23 protein-coding genes and 2 pseudogenes are annotated in these 20,877 nt (G+C 71.0%); 17 read left to right on the forward strand and 8 right to left on the reverse strand.

Annotation, left to right across the window (positions count from 1 at the left end; translation table 11 throughout):
* From MFF42_RS05495 to MFF42_RS05520, 5 genes and pseudogenes are all read right to left on the reverse strand, one after another.
* A pseudogene (locus MFF42_RS05495) lies at positions 1-370 on the reverse strand (efflux RND transporter periplasmic adaptor subunit); the annotation flags it as partial.
* An 88-nt stretch (positions 371-458) separates the two neighbouring features.
* Positions 459-935, reverse strand: a complete 477-nt coding sequence (locus MFF42_RS05500) for a hypothetical protein (RefSeq protein WP_012752950.1) — start codon at positions 933-935, stop codon at positions 459-461.
* A gap of 528 nt (positions 936-1,463) precedes the next feature.
* Positions 1,464-1,667 (reverse strand): hypothetical protein, encoded by a 204-nt coding sequence (locus MFF42_RS05510; RefSeq protein WP_009865907.1) that lies wholly within the window; start codon positions 1,665-1,667, stop codon positions 1,464-1,466.
* 212 nt (positions 1,668-1,879) lie between these two features.
* Positions 1,880-2,998, reverse strand: coding sequence for a nickel/cobalt efflux transporter (locus MFF42_RS05515; RefSeq protein ID WP_012752951.1), 1,119 nt, complete (start codon positions 2,996-2,998; stop codon positions 1,880-1,882).
* Positions 2,999-3,012: 14 nt separating this feature from the next.
* On the reverse strand, positions 3,013-3,291 hold the full coding sequence (locus tag MFF42_RS05520; RefSeq protein ID WP_009866592.1) for a metal/formaldehyde-sensitive transcriptional repressor: 279 nt from the start codon (positions 3,289-3,291) through the stop codon (positions 3,013-3,015).
* A gap of 44 nt (positions 3,292-3,335) precedes the next feature.
* Between MFF42_RS05520 and MFF42_RS05525 the strand changes: the two genes are divergently transcribed.
* From MFF42_RS05525 to MFF42_RS05570, 10 genes are all read left to right on the forward strand, one after another.
* Positions 3,336-3,566, forward strand: coding sequence for a DUF1289 domain-containing protein (locus tag MFF42_RS05525; RefSeq protein WP_012752952.1), 231 nt, complete (start codon positions 3,336-3,338; stop codon positions 3,564-3,566).
* Between the two features lie 522 nt (positions 3,567-4,088).
* Complete coding sequence (locus MFF42_RS26635; RefSeq protein WP_009866593.1) at positions 4,089-4,331, forward strand: hypothetical protein; 243 nt, start codon at positions 4,089-4,091, stop codon at positions 4,329-4,331.
* Positions 4,332-4,431: 100 nt separating this feature from the next.
* On the forward strand, positions 4,432-4,941 hold the full coding sequence (locus tag MFF42_RS26640) for a type II restriction enzyme NmeDI-related protein (protein WP_238231528.1): 510 nt from the start codon (positions 4,432-4,434) through the stop codon (positions 4,939-4,941).
* Positions 4,942-5,136: 195 nt separating this feature from the next.
* Positions 5,137-5,589, forward strand: a complete 453-nt coding sequence (locus MFF42_RS05540; protein ID WP_009866299.1) for a MerR family DNA-binding protein — start codon at positions 5,137-5,139, stop codon at positions 5,587-5,589.
* Positions 5,586-5,807: a heavy-metal-associated domain-containing protein gene (locus tag MFF42_RS05545; RefSeq protein WP_043766175.1), complete on the forward strand. Its 222-nt coding sequence runs from the start codon at positions 5,586-5,588 to the stop codon at positions 5,805-5,807. Before MFF42_RS05540 ends, MFF42_RS05545 begins: the two co-directional genes overlap by 4 nt.
* A gap of 33 nt (positions 5,808-5,840) precedes the next feature.
* Positions 5,841-8,303, forward strand: coding sequence for a heavy metal translocating P-type ATPase (locus tag MFF42_RS05550; protein WP_012752954.1), 2,463 nt, complete (start codon positions 5,841-5,843; stop codon positions 8,301-8,303).
* Positions 8,300-8,644 (forward strand): heavy-metal-associated domain-containing protein, encoded by a 345-nt coding sequence (locus MFF42_RS05555; protein WP_012752955.1) that lies wholly within the window; start codon positions 8,300-8,302, stop codon positions 8,642-8,644. Before MFF42_RS05550 ends, MFF42_RS05555 begins: the two co-directional genes overlap by 4 nt.
* Positions 8,641-9,321, forward strand: a complete 681-nt coding sequence (locus tag MFF42_RS05560; RefSeq protein WP_009866213.1) for a cytochrome c biogenesis CcdA family protein — start codon at positions 8,641-8,643, stop codon at positions 9,319-9,321. The genes MFF42_RS05555 and MFF42_RS05560 overlap by 4 nt, the downstream gene beginning before the upstream one ends.
* Before the next feature lie 14 nt (positions 9,322-9,335).
* On the forward strand, positions 9,336-9,575 hold the full coding sequence (locus MFF42_RS05565; protein WP_012752956.1) for a heavy-metal-associated domain-containing protein: 240 nt from the start codon (positions 9,336-9,338) through the stop codon (positions 9,573-9,575).
* Positions 9,572-10,783 carry an MFS transporter gene (locus MFF42_RS05570; RefSeq protein WP_012752957.1) on the forward strand — a complete coding sequence of 404 codons (1,212 nt, stop codon included), beginning with the start codon at positions 9,572-9,574 and terminating at the stop codon, positions 10,781-10,783. The genes MFF42_RS05565 and MFF42_RS05570 overlap by 4 nt, the downstream gene beginning before the upstream one ends.
* 766 nt (positions 10,784-11,549) lie before the next feature.
* Here the strand turns inward: MFF42_RS05570 and MFF42_RS05575 are convergent.
* Both MFF42_RS05575 and MFF42_RS05580 read right to left on the reverse strand, forming a co-directional pair.
* On the reverse strand, positions 11,550-12,908 hold the full coding sequence (locus MFF42_RS05575; RefSeq protein WP_012752959.1) for a dihydrolipoyl dehydrogenase family protein: 1,359 nt from the start codon (positions 12,906-12,908) through the stop codon (positions 11,550-11,552).
* A 732-nt stretch (positions 12,909-13,640) separates the two neighbouring features.
* Entirely contained in the window at positions 13,641-14,075 is a 435-nt protein-coding gene (locus MFF42_RS05580; RefSeq protein ID WP_012752960.1) for a MerR family transcriptional regulator, read from the reverse strand.
* A gap of 66 nt (positions 14,076-14,141) precedes the next feature.
* Between MFF42_RS05580 and MFF42_RS05585 the strand changes: the two genes are divergently transcribed.
* The 5 genes and pseudogenes from MFF42_RS05585 (at position 14,142) to merA (ending at position 18,310) form a co-directional block, all read left to right on the forward strand.
* Positions 14,142-15,224, forward strand: coding sequence for a Vgb family protein (locus MFF42_RS05585; RefSeq protein ID WP_050772662.1), 1,083 nt, complete (start codon positions 14,142-14,144; stop codon positions 15,222-15,224).
* Between the two features lie 85 nt (positions 15,225-15,309).
* Positions 15,310-15,687, forward strand: a pseudogene (gene hisI, locus MFF42_RS05590) (phosphoribosyl-AMP cyclohydrolase); the annotation flags it as partial.
* 141 nt (positions 15,688-15,828) lie between these two features.
* Complete coding sequence (locus MFF42_RS05595; protein WP_009865694.1) at positions 15,829-16,233, forward strand: mercuric transporter MerT family protein; 405 nt, start codon at positions 15,829-15,831, stop codon at positions 16,231-16,233.
* 29 nt (positions 16,234-16,262) lie between these two features.
* Entirely contained in the window at positions 16,263-16,601 is a 339-nt protein-coding gene (locus tag MFF42_RS05600; RefSeq protein WP_012752962.1) for a cation transporter, read from the forward strand.
* 269 nt (positions 16,602-16,870) lie between these two features.
* Positions 16,871-18,310, forward strand: coding sequence for a mercury(II) reductase (gene merA / locus MFF42_RS05605; RefSeq protein ID WP_012752963.1), 1,440 nt, complete (start codon positions 16,871-16,873; stop codon positions 18,308-18,310).
* Positions 18,311-18,817: 507 nt separating this feature from the next.
* Here merA and mog read toward each other — a convergent pair.
* Positions 18,818-19,357, reverse strand: coding sequence for a molybdopterin adenylyltransferase (mog, locus tag MFF42_RS05610; RefSeq protein ID WP_009864996.1), 540 nt, complete (start codon positions 19,355-19,357; stop codon positions 18,818-18,820).
* A gap of 335 nt (positions 19,358-19,692) precedes the next feature.
* On the opposite strand from mog, the gene MFF42_RS05615 reads away from it, so the two are divergent.
* A complete protein-coding gene (locus MFF42_RS05615; protein WP_012752965.1) occupies positions 19,693-20,454 on the forward strand; it encodes a DsbA family protein in 762 nt (253 codons plus the stop codon).
* A gap of 85 nt (positions 20,455-20,539) precedes the next feature.
* Positions 20,540-20,877, forward strand: a 338-nt coding sequence (locus MFF42_RS05620) for a thioredoxin domain-containing protein (RefSeq protein WP_238254868.1), incomplete at its 3' end; no start/stop codon positions are given.

Here is a 20,877-nt window from a genome sequence, read left to right on the forward strand (position 1 = left end):
TCCCCGGCCGTGACGGTCGCCACGAGCTCGTGCCGGCCGGGCTTCGCCAGCCAGGGCACCGGCAGCGCGTAGCCGCCCTCGGGCGTGGCCGCGGCGATCTTGGCCCCCTCCGGCGTCTCGACCTCGATGGTCGCGCCGGGCACCGGCTCGTTCGTCCGGAAGCGGTCGAGGAACAGCGTCAGGGTGCCGTCGCGCGGGATGGCGACGAGCTCGAAGGCGTCGGACAGCGCCTCGCCGCGCGGCGCGATGGTCTTGGTGACGGGCGGCGGCGCGGCGCCGTGGTCATGCCCTCGTGGGCGAGCGCGGGCCCCGCCAGGACGGCGGCAAGCAGCGCCACCGCCCCGGGGGCGGCGGCAAGACGGGTCGACATGAATGGGTATCCTCGCGTCGGGAAGTCCGGATGCACGCCGCGATGGCGGACGCAGTCCGGGCGTTGCGCGCCTCAGGCGCGCCTCACGTCACGCGAGGGTTCGTGGCGGCTTGGGCAGGGCCTCGGGGCCGACGCCCGGGCGGCCAGCGACGTCGTGCGGGATCAGCTTGGCAGTGCGGACCACGGGAAGTGACAGGGCCCCCGTGCCGGACATGATGCCCGACGCGCAACAGACCATGGTCCCGCAGCAGGAGCCCCTGCAGCCGGCCGGACAGCACCTACCGCCGGCGTCATTCGCTCGCAGCGAGGCCACCGGCTCGACGGCCGGCGCCTGAAGATCGACAGCGGTCCGGGGCCTCGCCGACGTCTTTACGACGCGCGAAGGGGCAGCGGAAACCGTGGTCTCAGCGATGGAGGGCGCCGCCTGGACATATGCCGCCGCGGCTTGGTGGCGGCCATGGTGCGCGTGGCCCTCGTGGGCCTGGACGGCGGACGGCGCGACGTAGGCGATGATCGCGAGGATCATCGCCGCCATCAGGCGCACGATTTGCCGGTCGGGGCTCATGAGGGCTGCTTACACCGTTTCCAGTGGCGGGACTATGTCGTCAGGGACGTGAATGCCGGCGTGCAGGTTTGGTTGCCGCGGCGGCGTTTCAAGGTGCCGCGGGCAACGGCTCGGCCGGGTAGCCGGCGGCCGTGATGGCCTGGGCGATGCGGTCGGCGAGGCCGCCGGCGCCCGAACCCGTCACGCGTTTGGCCCGCAGGTCGGCATTGACCCGAGCCCCGGACTCGACGCCGAGGACGGCGCGTGACGGCCTGGTCGCAGCCGCAACCCGGTTCCGAGACCCTGTATCGGGCCATGACGCTCTCCCCTCGGTGGCGTCCCGCTCAGATGGGGCTTCCCATAGTGGGAAGGTCAACAGGCTTTTCCGGGACAGGAGGTGAAAACCACAATTGATGGCTTTCCCTCGAAAAGACGCGCCACCCGAAGAAAGCCGCGCAAGCCGGGCTTTCCACCGAGTTCGCTGAGGCGTCGCATGAGCGCGGTCGCGCCGCCTGGCCAGGTCGGGGCCGAACCGGTCCAGCGATAGTCTCAGCCGCGCCCCTTGTCCTTCCGGTAATGGTCGCGAACGAGCTGACCCGGCGAGGGCTGCGCGACCATGGTGCCGCCGTACCCGGCTGCCTTGGCCAGGTTGATCGCATGATCTGCGCACTTGGCCGCGTATTCGCCTGCGCAAACCTCGTGGCCGTCCGTGTTCGTTGCGTAAACCAAGTAGGTGCGGTCGGGATTTGCCATGGTGTTTCGCCAGAATCGCAATCGACCGATTGTGAATCGAATCGAACGGTTTCGTCAAAATCGGATATCGGTCACGACGTGTATGACGGTCCGGGCGCAGCCGCCGCAGCCCATTTTCTCGACCCTGTAGCGGACCATGACGCCCTCCCGTCGGTGGCGTCCTACGCAGATGGGGCTTCCCCTGGTGGGAAGGTCAAGGGCCGCGGCGCCCGTCAGGCCGGCGCCCACACGGCAATCGTCGTCGCAGGCTCCTGGTGGCCGTGCCGGATGCCCTCCCAGCCGAGCCAGCCCGTGTAGAGGCCGACCAGGACGATCAGAGCCGCGGAGGCGTAGGGGGCCCGCCGGGCGAAGGCGTCGAAGCCCGACCAGCGGTTCGCCACGTGCCTCACGCTGAGCGCGGCCAGGATTCCGGCCGACACCATCGTGAGCGCCAGCCCGATGCTGAAGCACACGACGAGCGCGAAGCCGAGGCTGAACTGCTTGAGCTGGATGCAGAGCAGCAGCACCGTGATGGCGGCCGGGCACGGGATCAGGCCGCCCGTCAGGCCGAACAGCACGATCTGACCGGTGGTCACGGTGCGGCCCCCGAACCGTCGCCGGATGGCCTCGGCGTGCGCCCGGGCGTGTGCGTCGTCCTCGTCGCCCAGGTTCAGGTGGTCGTGTGCGTGGCCGTGCTCCTCGAACGCGACCTCGTGGATCTCCGCCCCGGCGGACCCATCGAGGTGCAGCCGTGCCCTGAAGGCATGCGGCTCCGGGATCTCCTCCATGCTCTCCAGGAAGTCGCCCCCACTCGCGAACGAGAATGCCTGGCGGGCACCGTCGGGTCGGACCGTCTCAAGGGTGACGCGCTGGGCCGGGGGCAGCACGCCCTTGACCCGGCTCAGGCGCCAGCGCGGCGGCACGCCGTCCTCGATGACCTCCAGCTGGAAGACGCCATCGCGGGCCATGATGCCGTGGCCCTCGGCGTCGTGGTGGTGGTCGTGGTGCTGCTCGCGCCAGGTGCGCCACGCCATCCAGAGCGCGATGCCGACGATGAGGACGGCCGAGGCGAGCTGGAAGTACGGCTCGGACGCCTCGCCGCCCCACGCCTGCCCCAGGTACTGGCCGCCGAGCGCGATCACCCAGACGACCGCCGTGTGCGAGAGCGTCGCCGCCAAGCCCAGCAGGACCGCCTGCAGGACGGTGCCGCGGACCGCGATGATGAAGGCGGCCATCATCGTCTTGGAGTGGCCGGGCTCCAGGCCGTGCAGGGCGCCGAGCAGGATCGCGCTCGGCACGAACAGCCAGGCGTGCGCGGTCCCCTGCTGCAGCAATTCGGGAAACGGGACCATGACGGGTCGCCCTCCTACTTCAGATAGGTCCGGACGACCTCGATGAGCTCGGCCGCGCCCTTGGCACGCTCCGGGTCGGGCTCGCGAGCGGGGTCGACGACGTGATGGCGGATGTGGTCCTCCATCAGCTCGGCGGTCAGCCCGTTGATGGCGCCCCGCATCGAGGCGACCAGCATCAGCACGTCGGTGCAGCCGATCTCCGCCTCCAGGGCGCGCTCGACGGCCTCGGCCTGCCCCTTGATCCGGCGCACGCGCGCCAGAAGCTTGGTCTTGTCCTTGACGGTGTGGGACATGGGTCGGCTCCCTTCGCTTCGTAATATAGGGGGCTACCCTATGTATGTCGAGCGAGAAGCCCGTTGCGGGCGAGGGAGGGCGTGCCGTGACGGAGAAGGATCCCTGCACCGGCGTCTGCCGGTTCGATGGCCGGTCGGGCTGGTGCGTCGGCTGCGGCCGGACCAGTTCGGAGATCAGGGCATGGCGTAAGATGACGCCCTGTCGGCGCACGGCGCTCGCGCGCGAATTGCCGCGCCGAGTCCGGCAGGCCAGCGGGGAGGGGGCCGCGCCCTGACCGAGCGCGCCGCCTTCGACGCGACCGACCACACTGCCCGCGTGAGCCTTGCCGATGACAGCGTTCCCGAAGGCGGGATGGTACGCTCCCATCCGGATGCGAAGGACGGGTATGCCGCGCCGATGCAGGTGATGGACGAGACCGGGACCGACCGAACCCTCCCTGCCTGACGCGGCCTGGATCGGGAACCGCATCCGGGCCTGGCGCGACGACCCGGGCGGCTCCCACCGGACCTGGTCCCTGTGGGAGGAGCGCATCGAGAACTTCCGCGCGATCCGACGCCGCCTCCAGGCCGTGGTCGAGGAGATCCGGGCCGACACCTTCGGCAACGCCTACCGCGGCTCGTGACTGGAGACGGGGGCCCACGCGATCGCAGAGCAGCGCCAGGTCTTCCACGGCGCCGACCACGCCTTCCTCTGGAAGCCGAAGCTGCGCATCCCGGACATCCACGAGGACGGCGCCAACCAGGTCGCCTTCGGGCGCTTCCTCGACGCCTGCCTGCGCGGCACCGCCGAGGCGCAGGTGCTCGCGGCCATCCAAGCGCTCGACCAGGCGGGGATCACGAGCCTCGGCCCGGCGGCGGCGAACCTGCTCTACTTCCTGCACCCGACCTGGGTGAGCCCGTTCAACACGGCCATCGTGAAGGGCTACAACGCGCTGACCGGGGCCAACGCGACACTCGGCAAGTGGGACGAGTCCCTCGCCATGGGCCCGGGGGATCGTCGCCCTCAACGCCAGCCACCGGACGCTCCTCTCGAACGATGACGGGGGCGTCGCCGGCTTCCTGTTCGACGTCGGGTCCGGCCGCTGCCCGAGCGCGACGGGGGCCGCGGCCCTGGCCCGCCGGCGGGCGGACCTCGACCGGGTGCGGGCGCAGGCCGCGAGCAAGGCGGACCACACCCACACCGAGATCCAGGGCTGGCTGCGGGACCTCGGCCTGGCCCTCGGCTTCGACGTCTGGATCGCCTCGAACGACGCCGGCCGTCCCTACGGCCCCGGCCGCCTGTCGGGCGGCTGCCTCAACCGCCTGCCCGAACGCCTGACCGCGAGCGGCTCGGCCGAGACGGTGCAACTCATCGACGTGCTCTGGCTGGGCAAGGCGGGCGGCGACGTCGCGGCGGCCTTCGAGGTCGCGCGCACCACGAGCATCTATTCCGGCATCGTGCGCATGCTCGACCTCGCCCTCGGCGTCGAGGGCGGGACCGCGCGCAACTTCTTCCGGGTGGCTCGGGACAACCGCGGGGACGACGTGCGCGCCCAGTTCGCCGGGCCGGCGTTCTCGCGCGTGGGCGACCTCGACCCGCGTTACCTGCCCTCCAGCGAATTGCGCGGGACCCGCGAGGCCATTGCCCGCCCCGTCCGCATCGCACGATGACGCGGTGCGAGCCTATCCCTGAGGCATCTCGGGCCGCCGCCCGGCGGCAGACCGAGCCCATGGGCCGCCCCTTCCGGAAACCACGGAGGATAACCGGGAGCGAGAGCCCAAAGACTTCCCTCGTAAAACGCCCTTGACCCCGTACTACGGTACGGACCTTAGGCTCACGGGGCGTTGGTGATGCCGGGGCAGCACATGCGGGATCCGACCATCGGGAAGGCGGCGCGGGAGGCCGGCGTCGGCGTCGAGACCATCCGGTTCTACGAGCGCCAGGGCTTGATCGCGCAGCCGGCCAAGGGGGCCGGCTATCGGACCTACCCGCCCGAGGTGATCGCCCGCATCCGCTTCATCCGGCAGGCCCAGAGGATCGGGTTCTCCCTCAAGGAGGCGCAGGAGCTCCTCGCCCTGCGCGCCGACCCGCAGGCCGACTGCGGCGACGTGCGGGCCCGGGCCCGGCACAAGATCGCCGAGGTGGACGCGAGGATCGCCGAACTCCTGCGCGTCCGCGCCGCCCTGGAGGCCGTGGTCGCCTCGTGCCCGGGCCACGGCGGGCTGGGTGGCTGCACCATCCTGGAAGCCCTCGACGAGGCACCGCCGGCACCGGCGGCGTGCCGATGCGGCGCGCCGAGAAAGAGGAAGACGCCATGAGGACGGTCACCCTGAAGGTCGAAGGCTGGCGGTGCGCCGCCTGCTCCGCCTCGGTCGGCTCTCTGTTGGAGGCTCATCCCGGCGTCCGCGGCATCGACGTCTCCTTCGACGAGGGACGCGTCCGCGCCCTCTACGACCCGGCGACCACCAGCGAGGACCGCCTCGTCGAGCTGATCGAGAAGCGCGGCTTCCAGGTCGTGGCCCGTACTTCGGCCTGATCCGGCCGGCTGGACATTCCTGGAGACGGACCGATGGCCGCAGCAACCCTCGACACCGACTTTTCCCTGTGGAGCGAGGAGCCGGCGAGCCGGCCCGACCGGGCGCGCATCCGTGCCCGGATCGGCGGCCTGCACTGCTCGCTCTGCACCGGAACCATCGAGAAGGCTCTGGGCAGCCAGCCCGGCGTCGACAAGGTGGCGGTCAGCCTGACCCACGAGCAGGCCCTCGTCGAGTACGACCCGGCGGTCGCGCGGCCGGCGGCGCTGCTGGGGATCCTGCGCGACATCGGCTACACCATCTCCGACCCGCGCAAGGTCCGGCCCTACGAGGAGGAGGAGCGCGATCTCGTGCGCGAGAGCCGCCGCTTCGTCGTGGCGGTCGCCCTGAGCGTCGCCTCCATTCCCATCATCGCGGATCCCACCCTCGGCTGGATCGGCTTCCTACCCGCCCTGGTCTGCCTCAGCCTCGGCGCGATGGTCTTCCTCGTCCTGCGGAAGACCAGCCTCCTCGCCGCGGCCGCCAGCACCACCGGTCTCGCAGTCCTGGCACTCGGCCTGCTCTACCTGAACCTCCAGGGCTACCTAACGGCCTCCGCTCCCTGGCTCGTCGCCGCGCTCGCGGTCGTGCTCGTCTTCGGGGTTGGGCGCCACATCCTGCACATGGCCGTCCAGGCCCTCCGCCGCGGCATCCTGAACCAGCACGTGCTGCTGGAAATCGGCGCCTTCGCGGGCATGCTCGGCGGCGTCATCGGGCTGGTTCTCGACCGGCCGGACTACCCGACGGCCCCGTTCTTCGCCGTCTCGGTCATGGTCGCGACCTACCACATCTTCTCCGAGTGGCTGTCCCTCATCGTCAAGACGCGCAGCTCCCAGGCCGTGAAGCGGCTCCTCGACCTCCAGCCGGAGACCGCCCGCGTGGTCCGGGACGGCCAGGAGCGGGATGTGCCGCTGGACGCGGTCGCAGTCGGCGACCTCGTCCGCATCCGCCCCGGGGAGCGCGTGCCCGTCGACGGCACGGTCGCGGGCGGCCGCTCCGCCGTCGACCAGGCCCTCGTCACCGGCGAGCCGATCCCGGTCGAGCGCGCGGAGGGCGACGCCGTCATCGGCGGCTCGATCAACGGCACCGGCACCCTGCTGGTGCGGGTAACCGCGGTGGGGGCCGGCAGCTTCCTGCAGAAGGTGGTGCGCGAGGTCGAGGACGCCCGCGCCCTCAAGCCTGGCCTGCTCCACCTCGTCGACCGCGTCCTGCAGGTCTACACCCCGACCGTGCTCGCGGTGGCCGCGCTGGCCTTCGTCGGCTGGCTCGCCGGTTCGTGGTTGGCGGGCGGCGAACCCGACATCGAGCGGGCCGTGTTCGCGGGCTTGAGCGTCCTGGTCATGGGCTATCCCTGCGCCGTCGGGATCTCGGCACCGCTCTCCATCGTGCGGGGGTCCGGCGAAGCCGCCGAGCACGGCATCCTGATGCGGACCGGCGAGGCCTTCCAGGGCTATCGCCTCGTTGACACCGTCGTCTTCGATAAGACCGGGACCCTCACCGAGGGCCGGCCCGCGGTCCGCGAGGTCGAGGCGTTCTCCGGGAGCGAGGCCGATCTCGTCGCCGTTGCCGCCGCGGCCGAGGCCTCGTCCGAGCACCCGCTCGCGCAGGCGGTGGTCAAGGCCGCGTTCGCTCGCGGCGCCGTGCCCCCGGACGTGACCTCGTTCGAGGCCGTCCCGGGCAAGGGCATCGTCGCCCAGACCGAGGCGGGCAACGTCCTGGTCGGCAGCCCGGCCTTCCTCGCCGGCCACGGCATCGATCTCGCGCCCGCTTCAGCGCGCATCCTGACCCTGGAGGGGGCCGGGCGCACCGTCATCGTGGTCAGCCGGGACCATCGCCTGCTGGGTCTGCTCGCGCTCGACGACAGCCTGCGGTCCGACGCGGCGCAGGCGGTCGCGGCCTTGCGGGCTGAGGGCGTGAGGACGGTCCTGCTCACCGGTGACAACGAGCGGGCCGCCCGCCGGATTGCCGCCGAGGCGGGCATCGACGAGGTCCACGCGGGGGTGATGCCCGACGGCAAGGCGGAGACCGTGCGGCGCCTCCAGGCGACGGCCAAGGTCGCGATGGTCGGCGACGGCATCAACGACGCGCCCGCCCTGATGCAGGCCGATGTCGGCATCGCCATGGGCGGGGGCACCGACATCGCCATCGAGGCCGCCGACATCATCATCCTGTCGAACCGCCTGGCCGCGCTGCCGCTCGCCCGCCGCATCAGCCGGCGCAGCTACGCCAAGATGCTCCAGAACGTCTGGCTCGCCTTCGCCTTCAACGGCCTCGGCATCCCGATCGCCGCGACCGGCCTCATCAACCCGATCTGGGCCATGGTCGCCATGGCGGTGAGCGTCACCGCGATCTTCCTCAATTCCCTCTGGGGCCAGCCCGGACTGTTCCTGGGGGCGATCACGAGCGTCGGCAGCCTGCCCGGGACGAACGGGCTCGCCATCGAAGGAGGTCGGCGATGAGGTTCCTGATTTCTTCGAGCGGGGCGGCCGCACTGGCAGCTCTCCTCCTGGGACCGGTGGGGCCTGTTCGGGCCCAAGAGGACACGCCGGCCACGTCACGCCGCGGCTCCGATCTGAAGGTCGCGACCCTCCCGGTGGAAGGCATGGTCTGCCTCTCCTGCGCCGCCTCGATCAAGCGTGCGGTCCGGAAGGTGGACGGGGTGACCGACGCGGAGATCGATTTCGTCGGCCGCACGCTCCGCGTCACCTACGCCGCCGGCCGACCCCTCCTGCTCGGTCGCGTGCGGACGGCCGTCGCGGGCCTCGGCTACACCCCCGGTCCTCCCGTGGTGGCGCCGTGACGCTCGAACATCTCGTCCGGCCCCTGGCGACCGGCGCCGGCGGGCCGGCCGCCCTCTGGATCGCGTTCCTTGCCGGGGTCCTGGCCAGCGCGGTCTGCCCCTGCACCCTGCCGGTCGGGCTCGGCTTGGCCAGCGTCGCCGGGGCCTCGGAGGCGGGGTCCCGCCGCGCCGGCCTGCAGGTGGCCGGGTCCTTCTTCGCCGGAATCGTCCTGAGCCTCGCCGCCCTCGGCTCCGCGGTGGGACATCTCGGCGCGCTCGCGACGGAGGCGTTCGGCCGGAGCTGGGCCCTGCTCATGGCCGGCGTCTCGCTCGCGGCGGCGCTGCTCGCCTTCTGGTGGCCGCGCCTGCGCACCCGAGCGCTGACGGCCTGGCGCCACCCCGGCCTGCTCGGCGCCTTCGCCTACGGCGTGGTGTTCAGCGTCGGCACCTCGGCCGCGCCGCTGTTGCTGCTGCTCACGGTGGCGGCCGCGGAGGGTCGGGACGGGCGCGGCGTCGTCCTCGCCCTCGCCTTCGGCCTCGGTCGGGGCCTGCCCTTCCTCGCCGCCGGTGCGGCCGGGAGCGCGGTCACCCGCCTGGCCCGCCTCGGCGTCTGGGGCCGAGCCCTGCAGCTCCTCAGCGGCGCCGCCCTCCTACTGGTCAGCGCCTACTACGCGCGGGTCTACGCGGACCTGCTCTGAACCCCGGAGACCTCATGAGCGACGAAACCGCCTTTCTGACGGAGGTCACCCTCTCCGTGCCAACCATGTTATGCGACGGCTGCGCCGAGACGGTCCGTGACCTGCTGATGGCCATTCCGGGTGTCCGGCAGGCGAGGGCCAGCGCCTGGCGTAAGCACGTCGCCGTTCGCTTCGAGCCGTCCCGCGTCGGACCCGCGGAGATCCGGTCGGCGCTCGCCAATGGCGGGTTCGACGGCGCCGAGGTACAGGCATGATCCCCGGAACGGCGGAACCCGCGGAGGCTGACCGCGAGCGCCTCCTCCGCGTGCTCGCGGCAGCGGCGTTCGTGATCTTCTTTCAGGCGTTCATGGTCGCGCCGGTCCTGCCGCAGTTGGCGCAGGGGTTCGGCGTCTTGCCCGAGCGTGTCGGGCTCATCGTTCCGGCCTATTTGATTCCGTACGGCGCGGCGACGCTGGTCTACGGGCTGCTGGCGGACCGCCTCGGCGTCTGGCGCGTCATGGCGGGTTCCCTGGCCGCCTTCGCTGCGCTGACGGCCCTGACAGCCACGGCGAGCTCGGTCGGGCAACTCGCCACGTGGCGCTTCCTGACCGGCCTGGGGGCGAGCGGGGTCGTCCCCCTCGGCCTCGTTCTCGTGGGCCGGCTCTTCCCCTACGAACGACGCGGGCGCCCCTTGGGATGGCTGTTCGGCGCCATGGCCGGCGGCATGGCTTTCGGGTCGACCTTCGGCGCCCTGCTCGAACCGGTCGCCGGATGGCGCGGCCTCTTCCTGACCGTCGGCGCCGCCGGGGGCGCGCTCCTGCTCGTCCTTGCGCCGTCACGGGGGATCATCCCGGGCGCCACGGCGATCGGGACACGGCTGCCCGACCTGTTCCGCGGCTATCGCGACCTCCTGCTCATCCCACGCGGACGCCGCACCTATAGCTTCGTCCTGCTCAACTCGATGTTCCACTCCGGCGTGTTCACCTGGCTCGGCCTGTACTTCGAGCAGCGATACGGGCTCGGTCCCGTCGGGGTCGGCCTTGCGCTCCTCGGCTACGGCATCCCGGGCTTCCTCCTGGGGCCTGTCATCGGCCGCATCGCGGACCGGCGAGGGCGCGGCCGCCTGCTCCCGGTCGGGCTGCTCCTGGGGGCCTTCGCGGCGGCAGCTCTGACCCTCGACGCGCCGCTTCTCCTGGCTGCGGCGGCGGTAACGGTCCTGTCGCTCGGCTACGACATGACCCAGCCGCTGCTCGCCGGCGTCGTCACCGCGCTCGGGGGCCAACGTCCGGGGCAGGCCATGGGGCTCAACGTCTGCCTGCTGTTCACCGGGTTCGGGCTGGGAAGCCTGCTCTTCGGCGGATTGCTCCGCTTCGGGTTCGGGACGACGCTCGCGCTGTTCGCGGCGGCGGAACTGGCGCTGGCCGCAACTGCCGTGCGTCTCTTCAGGCCCGAGACGCCGTCCGTCGAAGGAGGACGCCCCTGAGCACGCCAACACCCGAATTCGAGGAGGATACCCTCGACACCGTCATCCTCTCCGCATTCCGGCAGGCGCGCCGCGAGGGACATCGCGACGCGGCCGAGCACCTCATGCGCGCCCTGGAGGCCCTCGCCGGCGCGGCCGACCCGTCGTCGGCATCGGCCTGCGTGGCCGAGGCATGCCTTGGCTTCGCGGACGAGCAGGGCACGGGACGCGCTTCCCCGACGTATGGAAGTCGATCGAGGCAGCCGCATTGAGCCTCGACGGTCCGTTCTCGTCCCGGGGCGGCAGGGTCTCTGAGGCGGAACGCGTCGGAGCGGAGCCGTGCCCCGCATTCGACACCTCTTAAGGCCGGGACGGCCCACCAGCCCAGTTTGAGGTGACCGCGGACGGCCCAACCGGCGCCGGCGGGCCGCTCGGGTGCACCGAGTCCCGCTGCGCAAGCGGAGCAGGAGCGTACCGTGCAGGAGGGCCCCGGTGCAGAGCCCCTGGAAGCGCTGGAGCGGCTCCGCCATCCTCGCTGCCGCTGCGCCGTACACGCGCTGGTTTGCCAAGCCGCGGACCTGCGCGAGCGTCGGGGACTCTCGGCCGGGCGAGGCGAAGCCCCAGGGGCGGGTGTCGCGGCCTCGTCGACGATCAGCGACGTGGACGTGCCTGTCACGAAGGCGGCGCCGCGGGACTCCGTCCGGCTGCGACGGCGCAGCCGGGTGCAAGCCACGCCCCCGCTCTCCGAGGCCGCCTGCCTTCACCTGCTCGTCGAGAACGCAGCCGTTCAGAGCATGTATCCGATGTCGGATGCTCCGGTTGGGTAGGCGAACATCGTCGTTTTCAGGTCTTCGGCCGTGAGACCATGCCGGATCGCCAGGCCGAAGATGTTGATGACCTCATCGACGTGGGGGCCGACCAAGTGCGCACCGAGCACGCGGTCGGTGTCCTCGTCGACCAGAACCTTGAAGCCGTAGGTGGGCTCGGCGACGCGCCGGGCCGTGTACCAGCCGGACACCCTCTGGCTCCGCAGGCGGAACCTCAAGTTCCTCTGCCGCGCCTCTGCCTCGCTCAGCCCGACGCTCGCGATCGGGGGGATAGTGAAGGCGACGCTCGGGACGCCGCGATAGTCAGGCCGGTACTGATTGCCCTCGATCATGTTCCGCACGGCAACCTTGGCGTCGTGGCTCGATACCGGCGTGAGGGGCGGCCCCGTCCGGGCGGCGTCGCCTGCGGCGTAGACGGCAGGGTTCGATGGGCTCTGCAGGAACGCGTTGAGCCTGAGATGCCCGCGCTCGTCCCGCGCGACGCCGGCGGCATCGAGCTGCAGCGGCTCCAGATCCGGGATTCGGCCCGCGGCGTGGACCACGAGGTCGGCCTCCATCGCCTCCTCGGCGCCGGTCTCGGACCGCGTCAGGACCGTGTACCCGTGCCCCGCCTTCTCGACCCGCACGACGGCGCGCCGCGTCCGCACGTCGATCCCCGCCTCGTGGAAGCTCTCCATGAGCCAACCGACGAGCTCGGGGTCGAACTGGGTCAGGAGGCGCTCGCCACGCTGCAGGATCGCGACGCTCGCGCCCGCCCGGGCCGCGATGTGCGAGAACTCGGCCGCGATGTAGCCACCCCCGACCAGGATGATACGAGGCGGGAGCTCCTCAAGCTCCAGGAACTCCTCGTTGGTGACGAGGTGCTCGGCGCCGGGAAAGGGGAGCGGCGCTGGGCGGGCTCCGGCCGCGATCAGGATGTGCCGCGCCTCGCAAACGCCCTCGCCCGCGATCGCGACCGCGTTCCGACCCACGAAGCGGGCTTGGCCGTGAAAGGCGTCGATGCCCTTCCCGGCGTAGTTCCTCGCCTGCTTCTCCGGGATCGGGGCCGTGAAGGTGCGCTTGAACGCCATGAGCTCCGGCCAGGACATCCGAGCCTCGGGCGCGACCACCCCGCGGGTGCGCATGCGGCGGATGTCGTCCATCACCTGGGCGCCGGTCACCAGCATCTTCTTGGGGTCGCATCCGCGCAGGGCGCAGGTGCCGCCGAAGGGCCGGAAGTCGGTCACTGCGACCTTACGGCCGGCGGCCGAGGCCCGATTGCTCGCGACCATGGCCGCCGTGCCACTGCCGATGATGATCAAGTCGTAGCTTCCAGCCATCTCGTTCACCCAGACTTGCGAGGGATGTCCTGCTCACCGGCAGCTCCTCTTCGGTCGCGAGCCCTGCCGGGACGGCCCGCATTGCGCGCGCAGGTGGCGCAGCACCGTCGGAGGTGTCAGCCGAAGCCGACCCGCCCGAGCGCTGCAAGGGCACCTGCGGCCGCCGGTTCGTACGGAGCCACGGAGGCCAGTGGCACGTCGGACGGAAGATGGATGGATGGGCAAGCCACAGCGGACGAGGGCAAGCGCGGCGAAGGCGAGGAAGGTGGCGACTCCCGCGCTCGCGCCGGTTCCGGGATATTGCCCACCTCACGCGAAGGGCCGCGAGCGGACAGCATGGAACCTCCCCGAACAGGTCGGCAGCCAGACAGGCGCAAGCGGGCCCCGGCTCGGCTTGGTGCCTCGGACGAGCCCGCGTCTGACCCGACCGGCGACAGAAGATGGGCCGATGGCCGCACGCACGATGGTCAACAAACCTGGAGCAGCTTCAGGTTTCCGCCGGGCCGGAAGTTTCTTCGGTTCCGTATCGGCCAGAGGTGAATGCGAAGTTCGGTCTGGATTGTCGAACAGGCTCGGCGGCGTCTGCCCGCGAACCTATCGGCCGGCCTCGGAGGGTGCCGGTTTGAGCGCGCTCGCTGCTGGCGGTCACGTGTGGAGCAGGCCGTCGGCCACCTGAGGCGGCGGGAAGCCGCCGGCCGCGTGCCCGAAGCATACGGCCGGCGGATGCAGGCGTCACGAGTCCTCGTCCTGGAACAGCGTCTCCATGATCGGACAGTCGGGTACGAGGCCGCCGATACAGGCCGCGGTCATGTCCTTCAGGACGCGCTCCATCCGCCGGAGGTCGGCGATCTTCGCCCGCACCGCGATCAGTTGGCGGTCGGCGACGCCCTGGACTTCCCCGCAGGTGACCGCGTGGCGGTCGACGAGCGTCAGCAGCGCCCGGATGTCCTCGACGCTGAACCCGAGCTCGCGGGCCCGGCGGATGAAGGTCAACCTCTGCCGGTGAGCTCGATCGTAGATCCGCTGGTTCCCGGCCGTCCGGGGCGGTGCCGGCAGGAGCTTGACCTTCTCGTAATACCGGATCGTCTCGATGTTGACGCCGGTTCCCTCAGAAAGCGCCCCGATGGTCAGGGCAGCGCGTCCGCGCGACGCAGGAACGATGCCCATGCAAATCTCCTTGAACCTGTAGTCGCTACAGATGCTAGCCCCTCCAAGGTGGGAGGGAAAGCCGTGTTGAAATTCTCCTTGATTGCCCGCGTCCCCCAGGCCTTGCGCAGGCATGCCCGGAGTGTGATCGACGAAATCTCGCGCTTCCGCCTCCGGCCGCTGCGCCTCGGGAGCCTTCCGGTCGTCCTGGCCCTGACCGGCCCGGCGCACGCCGGCGACGTGGGGCTCTTCGCGCTCCCGATCCCCGACAGCTACCCGGAAAGCGTGGCCGTCGGACCCGGTGGCACCATCTGGTTCACGGAGAAGCAGGGCAACAGGATCGGGCGGCTCGCTCCCGACGGCGAACTGACCGAATACCCCATCCCGACCCAAGACAGCCGCCCACAGGCGATCGTGGCCGGTCCGGACGGCGCCCTGTGGTTCACGCAGAACCGCGGCAACAAGATCGGGCGCATCACGCCTGCGGGCGTGATCACGGAATATCCGGTCCCGACGCCCGAGAGCTACCCGTTCGGCCTCACGACGGGGCCCGACGGTGCCCTGTGGTTCACGCTGTCGGGCACGAACCGGATCGGCCGCATCACGGCCGAGGGGAGGATGAGCGAGTTCAGCCTCGCCAAGACCCTGACGCCTTACGGCATCACGCTCGGGCCCGACGGCAATCTCTGGTTCACGGGCTTCAACAGCAACACGGTCGGCCGGATCACACCGGCCGGCCAGGTTGCGGAGTTCCCGCTGCCGACCCCAGATAGCGCCCCGCAAAATATCGTTTCCGGTCCGGACGGCGCCCTGTGGTTCACCGAGGCTGCGGCGGATGCCATCGGTCGGATCACGACAGACGGCAGCGTGACCGAGTTTACGCTCGCATCGTGCGCGCCTGGTTCCGTTTCCGAGGACGGCCACCCTGCCCGTTGTACGGGCACGAGGTCTCCCTGCGGCATCGCGGCCAGCAGCGACGCGCTGTGGGTGACGCAGCATTGTGGCGGACGGCTCAGCCGTCTGTCCCCGGGCGGACGGCTCAGCGAGATCGGTCTGGGCGGCCTCAAGGCACCGAACGGGATCGCAGTCGATCCGGACGGCGCCGTCTGGTTCGCCCTCGCCCGCTCGAACGGGATCGGGCGTCACCGGCCCGAGGGCGGCAACCGGTGAGCGACTCTCGGGTCTTCGCCGGGTCGTGGACGGGGCCGCAGGTCCGCCGGCGGCGACCCGGCACGGGCAAGACCGAGGGCGACGCATGTTCCACTCTGGCGAGACCATCGCCCGCGAGGAATGCGCCGCGCTATTGCCACGCTTCGGCGGCGCCGGGCTGCTTCCGGCCGTTGCCACCGACGCGGGCTCCGGCGCCGTCCTGATGCTGGCCTGGATGAAGGCCGCCGCGCTCCACAGGAGCATCGAGACCGGTGAGGCGTGGTTCTGGAGCCGGTCCCGGCAGCGCCTCTGGCACAGGGGCGCGACGAGCGGGCAGGTCCAACACGTCCAGGAGATCCGGGTGGACTGCGGCCAGGACGCGATCTGGCTGAGGGTTCGCCTGGCCGGTCGAGCAGGGTCCTGTCACACCGGCCGCTCCAGCTGCTTCTACCGTCGCGTGGTGACCGGGCCGGACGGGCCGATCCCTCATCCTGGACCCGATCCCACCGGGGCAGCCCGCAGAGCCGTCCCGAGGCCGGAGCGAGGAACACGTGAACGGCCCAAATCAGCGCTTGCACCTGTAGTCGCTACAGGTTGCACAATCCGGACATCGAAAGGATCCCACATGGACAAGTTGGTTGGCACGGCTCCATGCGAGAGCACGGTCGCACCGCGCAGCGAGGCCGAAGGGGACGGGCAGAGGATCGCTGCCGTCGGCGGCATCCTCGCCGCGCTCGGAGCCTCCTCCTGCTGCATCCTGCCCCTCGCACTCTTCAGCCTCGGCGTCAGCGGGGCCTGGATCGGCAACCTGACCGCGCTCGCGCGCTACCAGCCCGTCTTCATCGCCGCGGCGGTGGCGTTCCTTGGCTTCGGGTTCTGGCGGGCCTACCGCCGGCCGGCGGCCTGCGCGGATGCCGGCGCGTGCGCGCGGCCCGGCTCGGGCCGTCTCGCCAGGATCGGGCTGTGGATTGCCGCCGCACTCGTCCTGGCGGCCGTGACCTTCCCCTACACCGCCCCCCTGTTCGTCTGACCCTCACCGTCCTTACCCAGGAGATCACTATGAAGATCTTGCTTCGCGCCCTCATCGCCGGATCGGTCCTGGCGCCGGCCGGTGGCGCCTTCGCCGCCCCGCGCACGGCCATTCTCGACGTCCAGAACGTGAGCTGCGTCACCTGCGCGCCCATCGTCAAGAAGACGTTGTCGCGCCTCGACGGGGTGACCCAGGTCACGGTCGTCGAACGTGGCGGCACGGCCACGGCCACCGTGACCTTCGACGACGACAAGGTCACGGCCGAGGCCCTGTCCGGGGCGGCCACCAACGCCGGGTACCCGTCCTCCGTGAAGGAGGTGAGGAACGCGGCCGCCGACATCACCGGCAGCCCCGCTCAGGCGCGCTGACGAGGCCCGGGACATCATTCTGGCGACCGCCATCTCCTTCGAGCCGGCGCCTGCCCGGCCGCGCCCTGGCGCGCGACGCCCATCCCGGTGGCCGTCCCAGGATCGGGCGGTCTCGCGGCCGGGGCCACCGGGGCCGACGGTGTCCCGGTCCCGCCAATCCTCGTCCTGGGCAGCTCAGCCGGGATCAAGCCCGATCGGTTCAACACCTCCACGCGTCCGGCGGCATCCGAGTGCCGCGGCGCGGACGAACACACACGGAAGCTGAGATCATGAGCGATTGCTGCAGCACCCCGCGCGGGAACAACGGCAGCGGCCCCTACGACCTCGTCGTCGTCGGCGCCGGTTCGGCCGGGTTCTCGGCCGCGATCACGGCCGCCGAGCAGGGCGCACAGGTCGCCCTCATCGGGCACGGCACGTTGGGCGGCAGCTGCGTGAACGTGGGCTGCGTCCCCTCGAAGGCCCTGATCCGGGCCGCGGAGACCGTGCACCATGCCAACACCGCGGGCGGCCGGTTCGCGGGCATCCAGGCCCAGGCTCGGGTGACCGACTGGCGCGCCCAGGTCGCCCAGAAGGACGCCCTGGTGCAGGGCCTGCGCCAGGCGAAGTACGCGGACCTCCTGCCGGCCTACAACAACGTGTCCTACCACGAGGGTCGCGCGCGCCTCGTCGCCGGCGGGGTCGAGGCAGGGGGCCGGCATTTCGCGGCGAATCGCATCCTCATCGCCACGGGCACGCGCCCGGCCATGCCGAACATTCCCGGCCTTGCCGACGCCTCGCCCCTCGACAGCACCGCGGCGCTTGCCCTCACCGAACTTCCGCGCTCGATGATCGTCCTCGGCGGCGGCTACATCGGCGCGGAGCTTGCGCAGACCTTCGCGCGGGTCGGGGTCGCCGTGACGCTCGTCTGCCGCAGCCGGCTCCTGCCCGCGGCGGAGCCGGAGATCGGGGAGGCCCTCGCCGGCTATCTGGCCGGCGAAGGCATCGCCGTTCTGGGCGGCCTGTCCTACGAGGCCGTGGACAGGACGGAGGGTGGCGTGAGCCTTACGTTCTGGCGGGACGGCCGCCGGGAGACCGTCACGGCCGAGCGGATCCTGGCGGCGACCGGGCGCACCGCGAATACCGAGGACCTCGGTCTCGCCGACGCGGGTGTCGCCCAGACGCCGACGGGCGCCATCGTGGTCGACGACCGCATGCGCACCTCGAAGCCGGGCATCTACGCTGCCGGCGACGTCACCGGGAAGGACCAGTTCGTCTACATGGCGGCCTACGGCGCGAAACTGGCCGCCAAGAACGCCCTCAACGGCGACAGCCTGCGCTACGACAACAGGGCGATGCCGGCCGTGGTGTTCACCGACCCTCAGGTCGGAAGCGTCGGCCTCACCGAGGTGCAGGCCCGGGCGGCCGGGTACGACGTGCGCACCTCGGTGCTCACGCTCGACAACGTGCCCCGCGCGCTCGCGGCGCGCGACACGCGCGGGCTGATCAAGCTCGTGGCGGATCGCGCGACCCGGCAGCTGTTGGGAGCGCATATCCTGGCCCCCGAGGGCGCGGACAGCATCCAGACGGCGGCGATGGCCATCCGCGGCGGGCTGACCATCGACGCGCTCGCGGAGACGATCTTCCCATACCTGACCACCGTCGAGGGTCTCAAGCTCGCGGCCCAGACCTTCGACAGGGACGTCAGGAAATTGTCCTGCTGCGCCGGTTAACCGGGATGCCCAGGATCCGCAGGGGGATGTCTTCCGACCTGCAGGCGAGACCGCAGCGTTCTGCCGTCGAGATCAGGCCGGGCGTGCTCCGCCCGGAATGGTCGGCCGCTGTCTCGCCTGGCGCGCGGGCCGCGCTCGCCCGGCGACGGCTGCGCGGTCCAGCTTGATCGAGGCGTAAGCGCGTCCGCTGGAGGCCGATGAGGATCGGCTCTGGCGCGCCGTCCGCCGCCTCTACGCGGCACGGGGACGTCCACCCTGGCGCCATCGCCGCCACGGTGGGCGTCGCCGAGGATCATGCGCGAGCCCGCCTGGGACGCTTGCGGCGGCGGGACCTGATCGGCCTGGAGCCCGCGACGGCGGTCATCCGGTACGCGTACCCGTTCTCACGCGTCGCGACAGGCCACCGGGCCTTGCTCGGTGGGCAGTCCCTCAATGCCCTCTGCGCCATCGATGCCGCCATCGCAAGGAGAGGGGAGAACCGTGGCAGACCGGGCGGTCTCCGGCGGGTTAAGTCGGCCGGAACGCCTGCACCACGGCCGGATCCGTCTCGATACGCGCTGCCCCGATCAGGTCCAGGCAATACGGGATGGCCGGGAATACGGCGAGCAGGCTGACGCGGATGGACGAGGGACGCCCGGGACAGTTCACGATCAGCGCCTTGCCGCGCAGGCCCGCCGTCTGCCGCGACAGGATGGCGGTCGGCACCTGATCCAGGCCGCGCCGCCGCATCAGTTCGCCGAAGCCGGGCATCATCCTGTCGCAGGCGGCCTCGGTACCCTCGGGGGTGAGGTCGCGGGGCGCCGGCCCCGTCCCGCCGGTGGTCAGGACCAGGTCACAGTGCGCGTCGTCCACGAGCCGGATCAGGGCGTCACGCACGCTCTCGACGCCGTCCGGCACGGTGCGCGCGACCGCCTCCCAGGGAGAGGCGAGGATTTCCGCCAGGACGGCATGCATGGCCGGCCCGCTCGCGTCCGCGTAGCCGCCTGAGCTCGCACGGTCCGAGACCGTCAGAATGCCGATCCGCGCCGGGCGGGCCGATGGGGTCATGAGAGGCCGTCTCCAAACTTCAGGTGCGGCAGAGCCTCGTCACGCAGGCGAGCCGCTGGTCGGGCGCGAGGGTACCGCTCCATGGCTCCGGTGCTTCCGTCCGCGTGAACGGCGCCGCCCCTGCGGTATCACCGTCGCCGTCGTTGAACGTGACATCGCGTTTCGGGATCTCCGCATAGGACGGCCTGACACCCCAGGATCGCGCGGCCGGGGTGTGCCGGCGCGCCGCCCGAGCCAGGCGCTTGCCAGACATATCAGCACATGGCAATATGATGAGATGATCGGTACCGCAAGCCCCTCGGTCGGGGCCGGTCGGAAGGAGCCATTCGGCACTCATGATCCCGTTTCGCCTCGCCCTCATCGGGTTGCTCGCCTCCGCTCCGGCCGTCGCTCAGGGTCAGTCCGGCATCCTGAGCGCGGAGCAGCGGCCGGCCATCGAAGCGGTCATCAGGGAGTATCTGCTGAAGAACCCGGACGTGGTTCAGGAGGCCTTGACCGAGCTTGAGCGCCGCCAGCAGGAGGCGCAGAAGGCGACACAAGCTGTCGCACTGCGCGAAGCGCGCGGTAAGCTGGTCAACTCCGCAAACGATTACGTTATCGGCAATCCGGCCGGCGACGTCACGCTCGTGGAGTTTTTCGATTACAATTGCCCGTACTGTCGAAAGGCGAGAAGCGATGTGGACGCCCTGGTCAAGAGCGATCCGAAGCTGCGGGTGGTCCTCAAGGAGTTCCCGGTTCTCGGGGCGGCCTCGACCGACGCCAGCCGCGTCGCAATCGCCGCGAAGCGGGGACTGCCCGCAGGCAAGCTCCGAGAGTTCCATGACAAGCTGATGGAAACGCGAGGCCGCGCCGATGGGGAACGCGCCCTCGCGGTCGCCAAGGACTTCGGGCTCGATCCCGGGAAGCTGCGGAAGGACATGCAGGACGAGGCGGTCGCGACCGTGCTCCGGGAGAATGCCGCCCTGGCCGACCAGCTCGGCATAACGGGGACCCCGGCGTTCGTCCTCAACGACGGCATCATCGCGGGCGCGGTGGGCGTCGAAGCGCTGCAGCGGGCCATCGCGAACATCCGCGAATGCGACAGGGCTTCGTGCTGACCGTCATGCATCCCAGCGCCCGCCAGGCCCCATTCCGCAGACCGGGCGAGCCGCATCCAAGCATCTGCCGAGGAAGCGAATTGCGATGAACCGACGCGGAGCACTTCGGCTGCTGTTGATAGCCTCGGCCTCGGCAACCGTGAAGCCGGCCCTTGCACAAAACGTATCGGCCCGGGAACTCGCCGAGGCGGGGCCGCTCGGGGATGTCGTGCTCGGGTCGCCGGACGCCAGGGTGACGATTGTCGAATACGCGTCCCTGACATGCGGCCATTGTGCGGCATTTCACCGAGAGACGTACCCGGAGCTGAAGCGGCGCTACATCGACACGGGGAAGGTGCGCTTCATCCTGCGCGAGTTTCCGCTGGACCCCCTGGCGACCGCCGGATTCATGCTGGCCCTTGCAGCGGGCCAGCATGAATCCGG

Origin of the sequence: Methylorubrum podarium (assembly GCF_022179745.1) — a bacterium.
Lineage (GTDB): Bacteria > Pseudomonadota > Alphaproteobacteria > Rhizobiales > Beijerinckiaceae > Methylobacterium > Methylobacterium podarium.

Excerpts from the sequence above, each read along its gene's own strand:
- MFF42_RS05615 (WP_012752965.1), top strand. The coding sequence starts at position 19,693 with ATGATCCCGTTTCGCCTCGCCCTCATCGGGTTGCTCGCCTCCGCTCCG.
- MFF42_RS05575 (WP_012752959.1), bottom strand. The coding sequence starts at position 12,908 with ATGGCTGGAAGCTACGACTTGATCATCATCGGCAGTGGCACGGCGGCC.
- MFF42_RS05595 (WP_009865694.1), top strand. The coding sequence starts at position 15,829 with ATGGACAAGTTGGTTGGCACGGCTCCATGCGAGAGCACGGTCGCACCG.
- MFF42_RS05545 (WP_043766175.1), top strand. The coding sequence starts at position 5,586 with ATGAGGACGGTCACCCTGAAGGTCGAAGGCTGGCGGTGCGCCGCCTGC.
- MFF42_RS05515 (WP_012752951.1), bottom strand. The coding sequence starts at position 2,998 with ATGGTCCCGTTTCCCGAATTGCTGCAGCAGGGGACCGCGCACGCCTGG.
- MFF42_RS05580 (WP_012752960.1), bottom strand. The coding sequence starts at position 14,075 with ATGGGCATCGTTCCTGCGTCGCGCGGACGCGCTGCCCTGACCATCGGG.
- MFF42_RS05520 (WP_009866592.1), bottom strand. The coding sequence starts at position 3,291 with ATGTCCCACACCGTCAAGGACAAGACCAAGCTTCTGGCGCGCGTGCGC.
- MFF42_RS05540 (WP_009866299.1), top strand. The coding sequence starts at position 5,137 with ATGCGGGATCCGACCATCGGGAAGGCGGCGCGGGAGGCCGGCGTCGGC.
- MFF42_RS05555 (WP_012752955.1), top strand. The coding sequence starts at position 8,300 with ATGAGGTTCCTGATTTCTTCGAGCGGGGCGGCCGCACTGGCAGCTCTC.
- MFF42_RS05510 (WP_009865907.1), bottom strand. The coding sequence starts at position 1,667 with ATGGCAAATCCCGACCGCACCTACTTGGTTTACGCAACGAACACGGAC.
- MFF42_RS05565 (WP_012752956.1), top strand. The coding sequence starts at position 9,336 with ATGAGCGACGAAACCGCCTTTCTGACGGAGGTCACCCTCTCCGTGCCA.
- mog (WP_009864996.1), bottom strand. The coding sequence starts at position 19,357 with ATGACCCCATCGGCCCGCCCGGCGCGGATCGGCATTCTGACGGTCTCG.
- MFF42_RS05525 (WP_012752952.1), top strand. The coding sequence starts at position 3,336 with ATGTCGAGCGAGAAGCCCGTTGCGGGCGAGGGAGGGCGTGCCGTGACG.
- MFF42_RS05570 (WP_012752957.1), top strand. The coding sequence starts at position 9,572 with ATGATCCCCGGAACGGCGGAACCCGCGGAGGCTGACCGCGAGCGCCTC.
- MFF42_RS05600 (WP_012752962.1), top strand. The coding sequence starts at position 16,263 with ATGAAGATCTTGCTTCGCGCCCTCATCGCCGGATCGGTCCTGGCGCCG.
- merA (WP_012752963.1), top strand. The coding sequence starts at position 16,871 with ATGAGCGATTGCTGCAGCACCCCGCGCGGGAACAACGGCAGCGGCCCC.
- MFF42_RS05550 (WP_012752954.1), top strand. The coding sequence starts at position 5,841 with ATGGCCGCAGCAACCCTCGACACCGACTTTTCCCTGTGGAGCGAGGAG.
- MFF42_RS05500 (WP_012752950.1), bottom strand. The coding sequence starts at position 935 with ATGAGCCCCGACCGGCAAATCGTGCGCCTGATGGCGGCGATGATCCTC.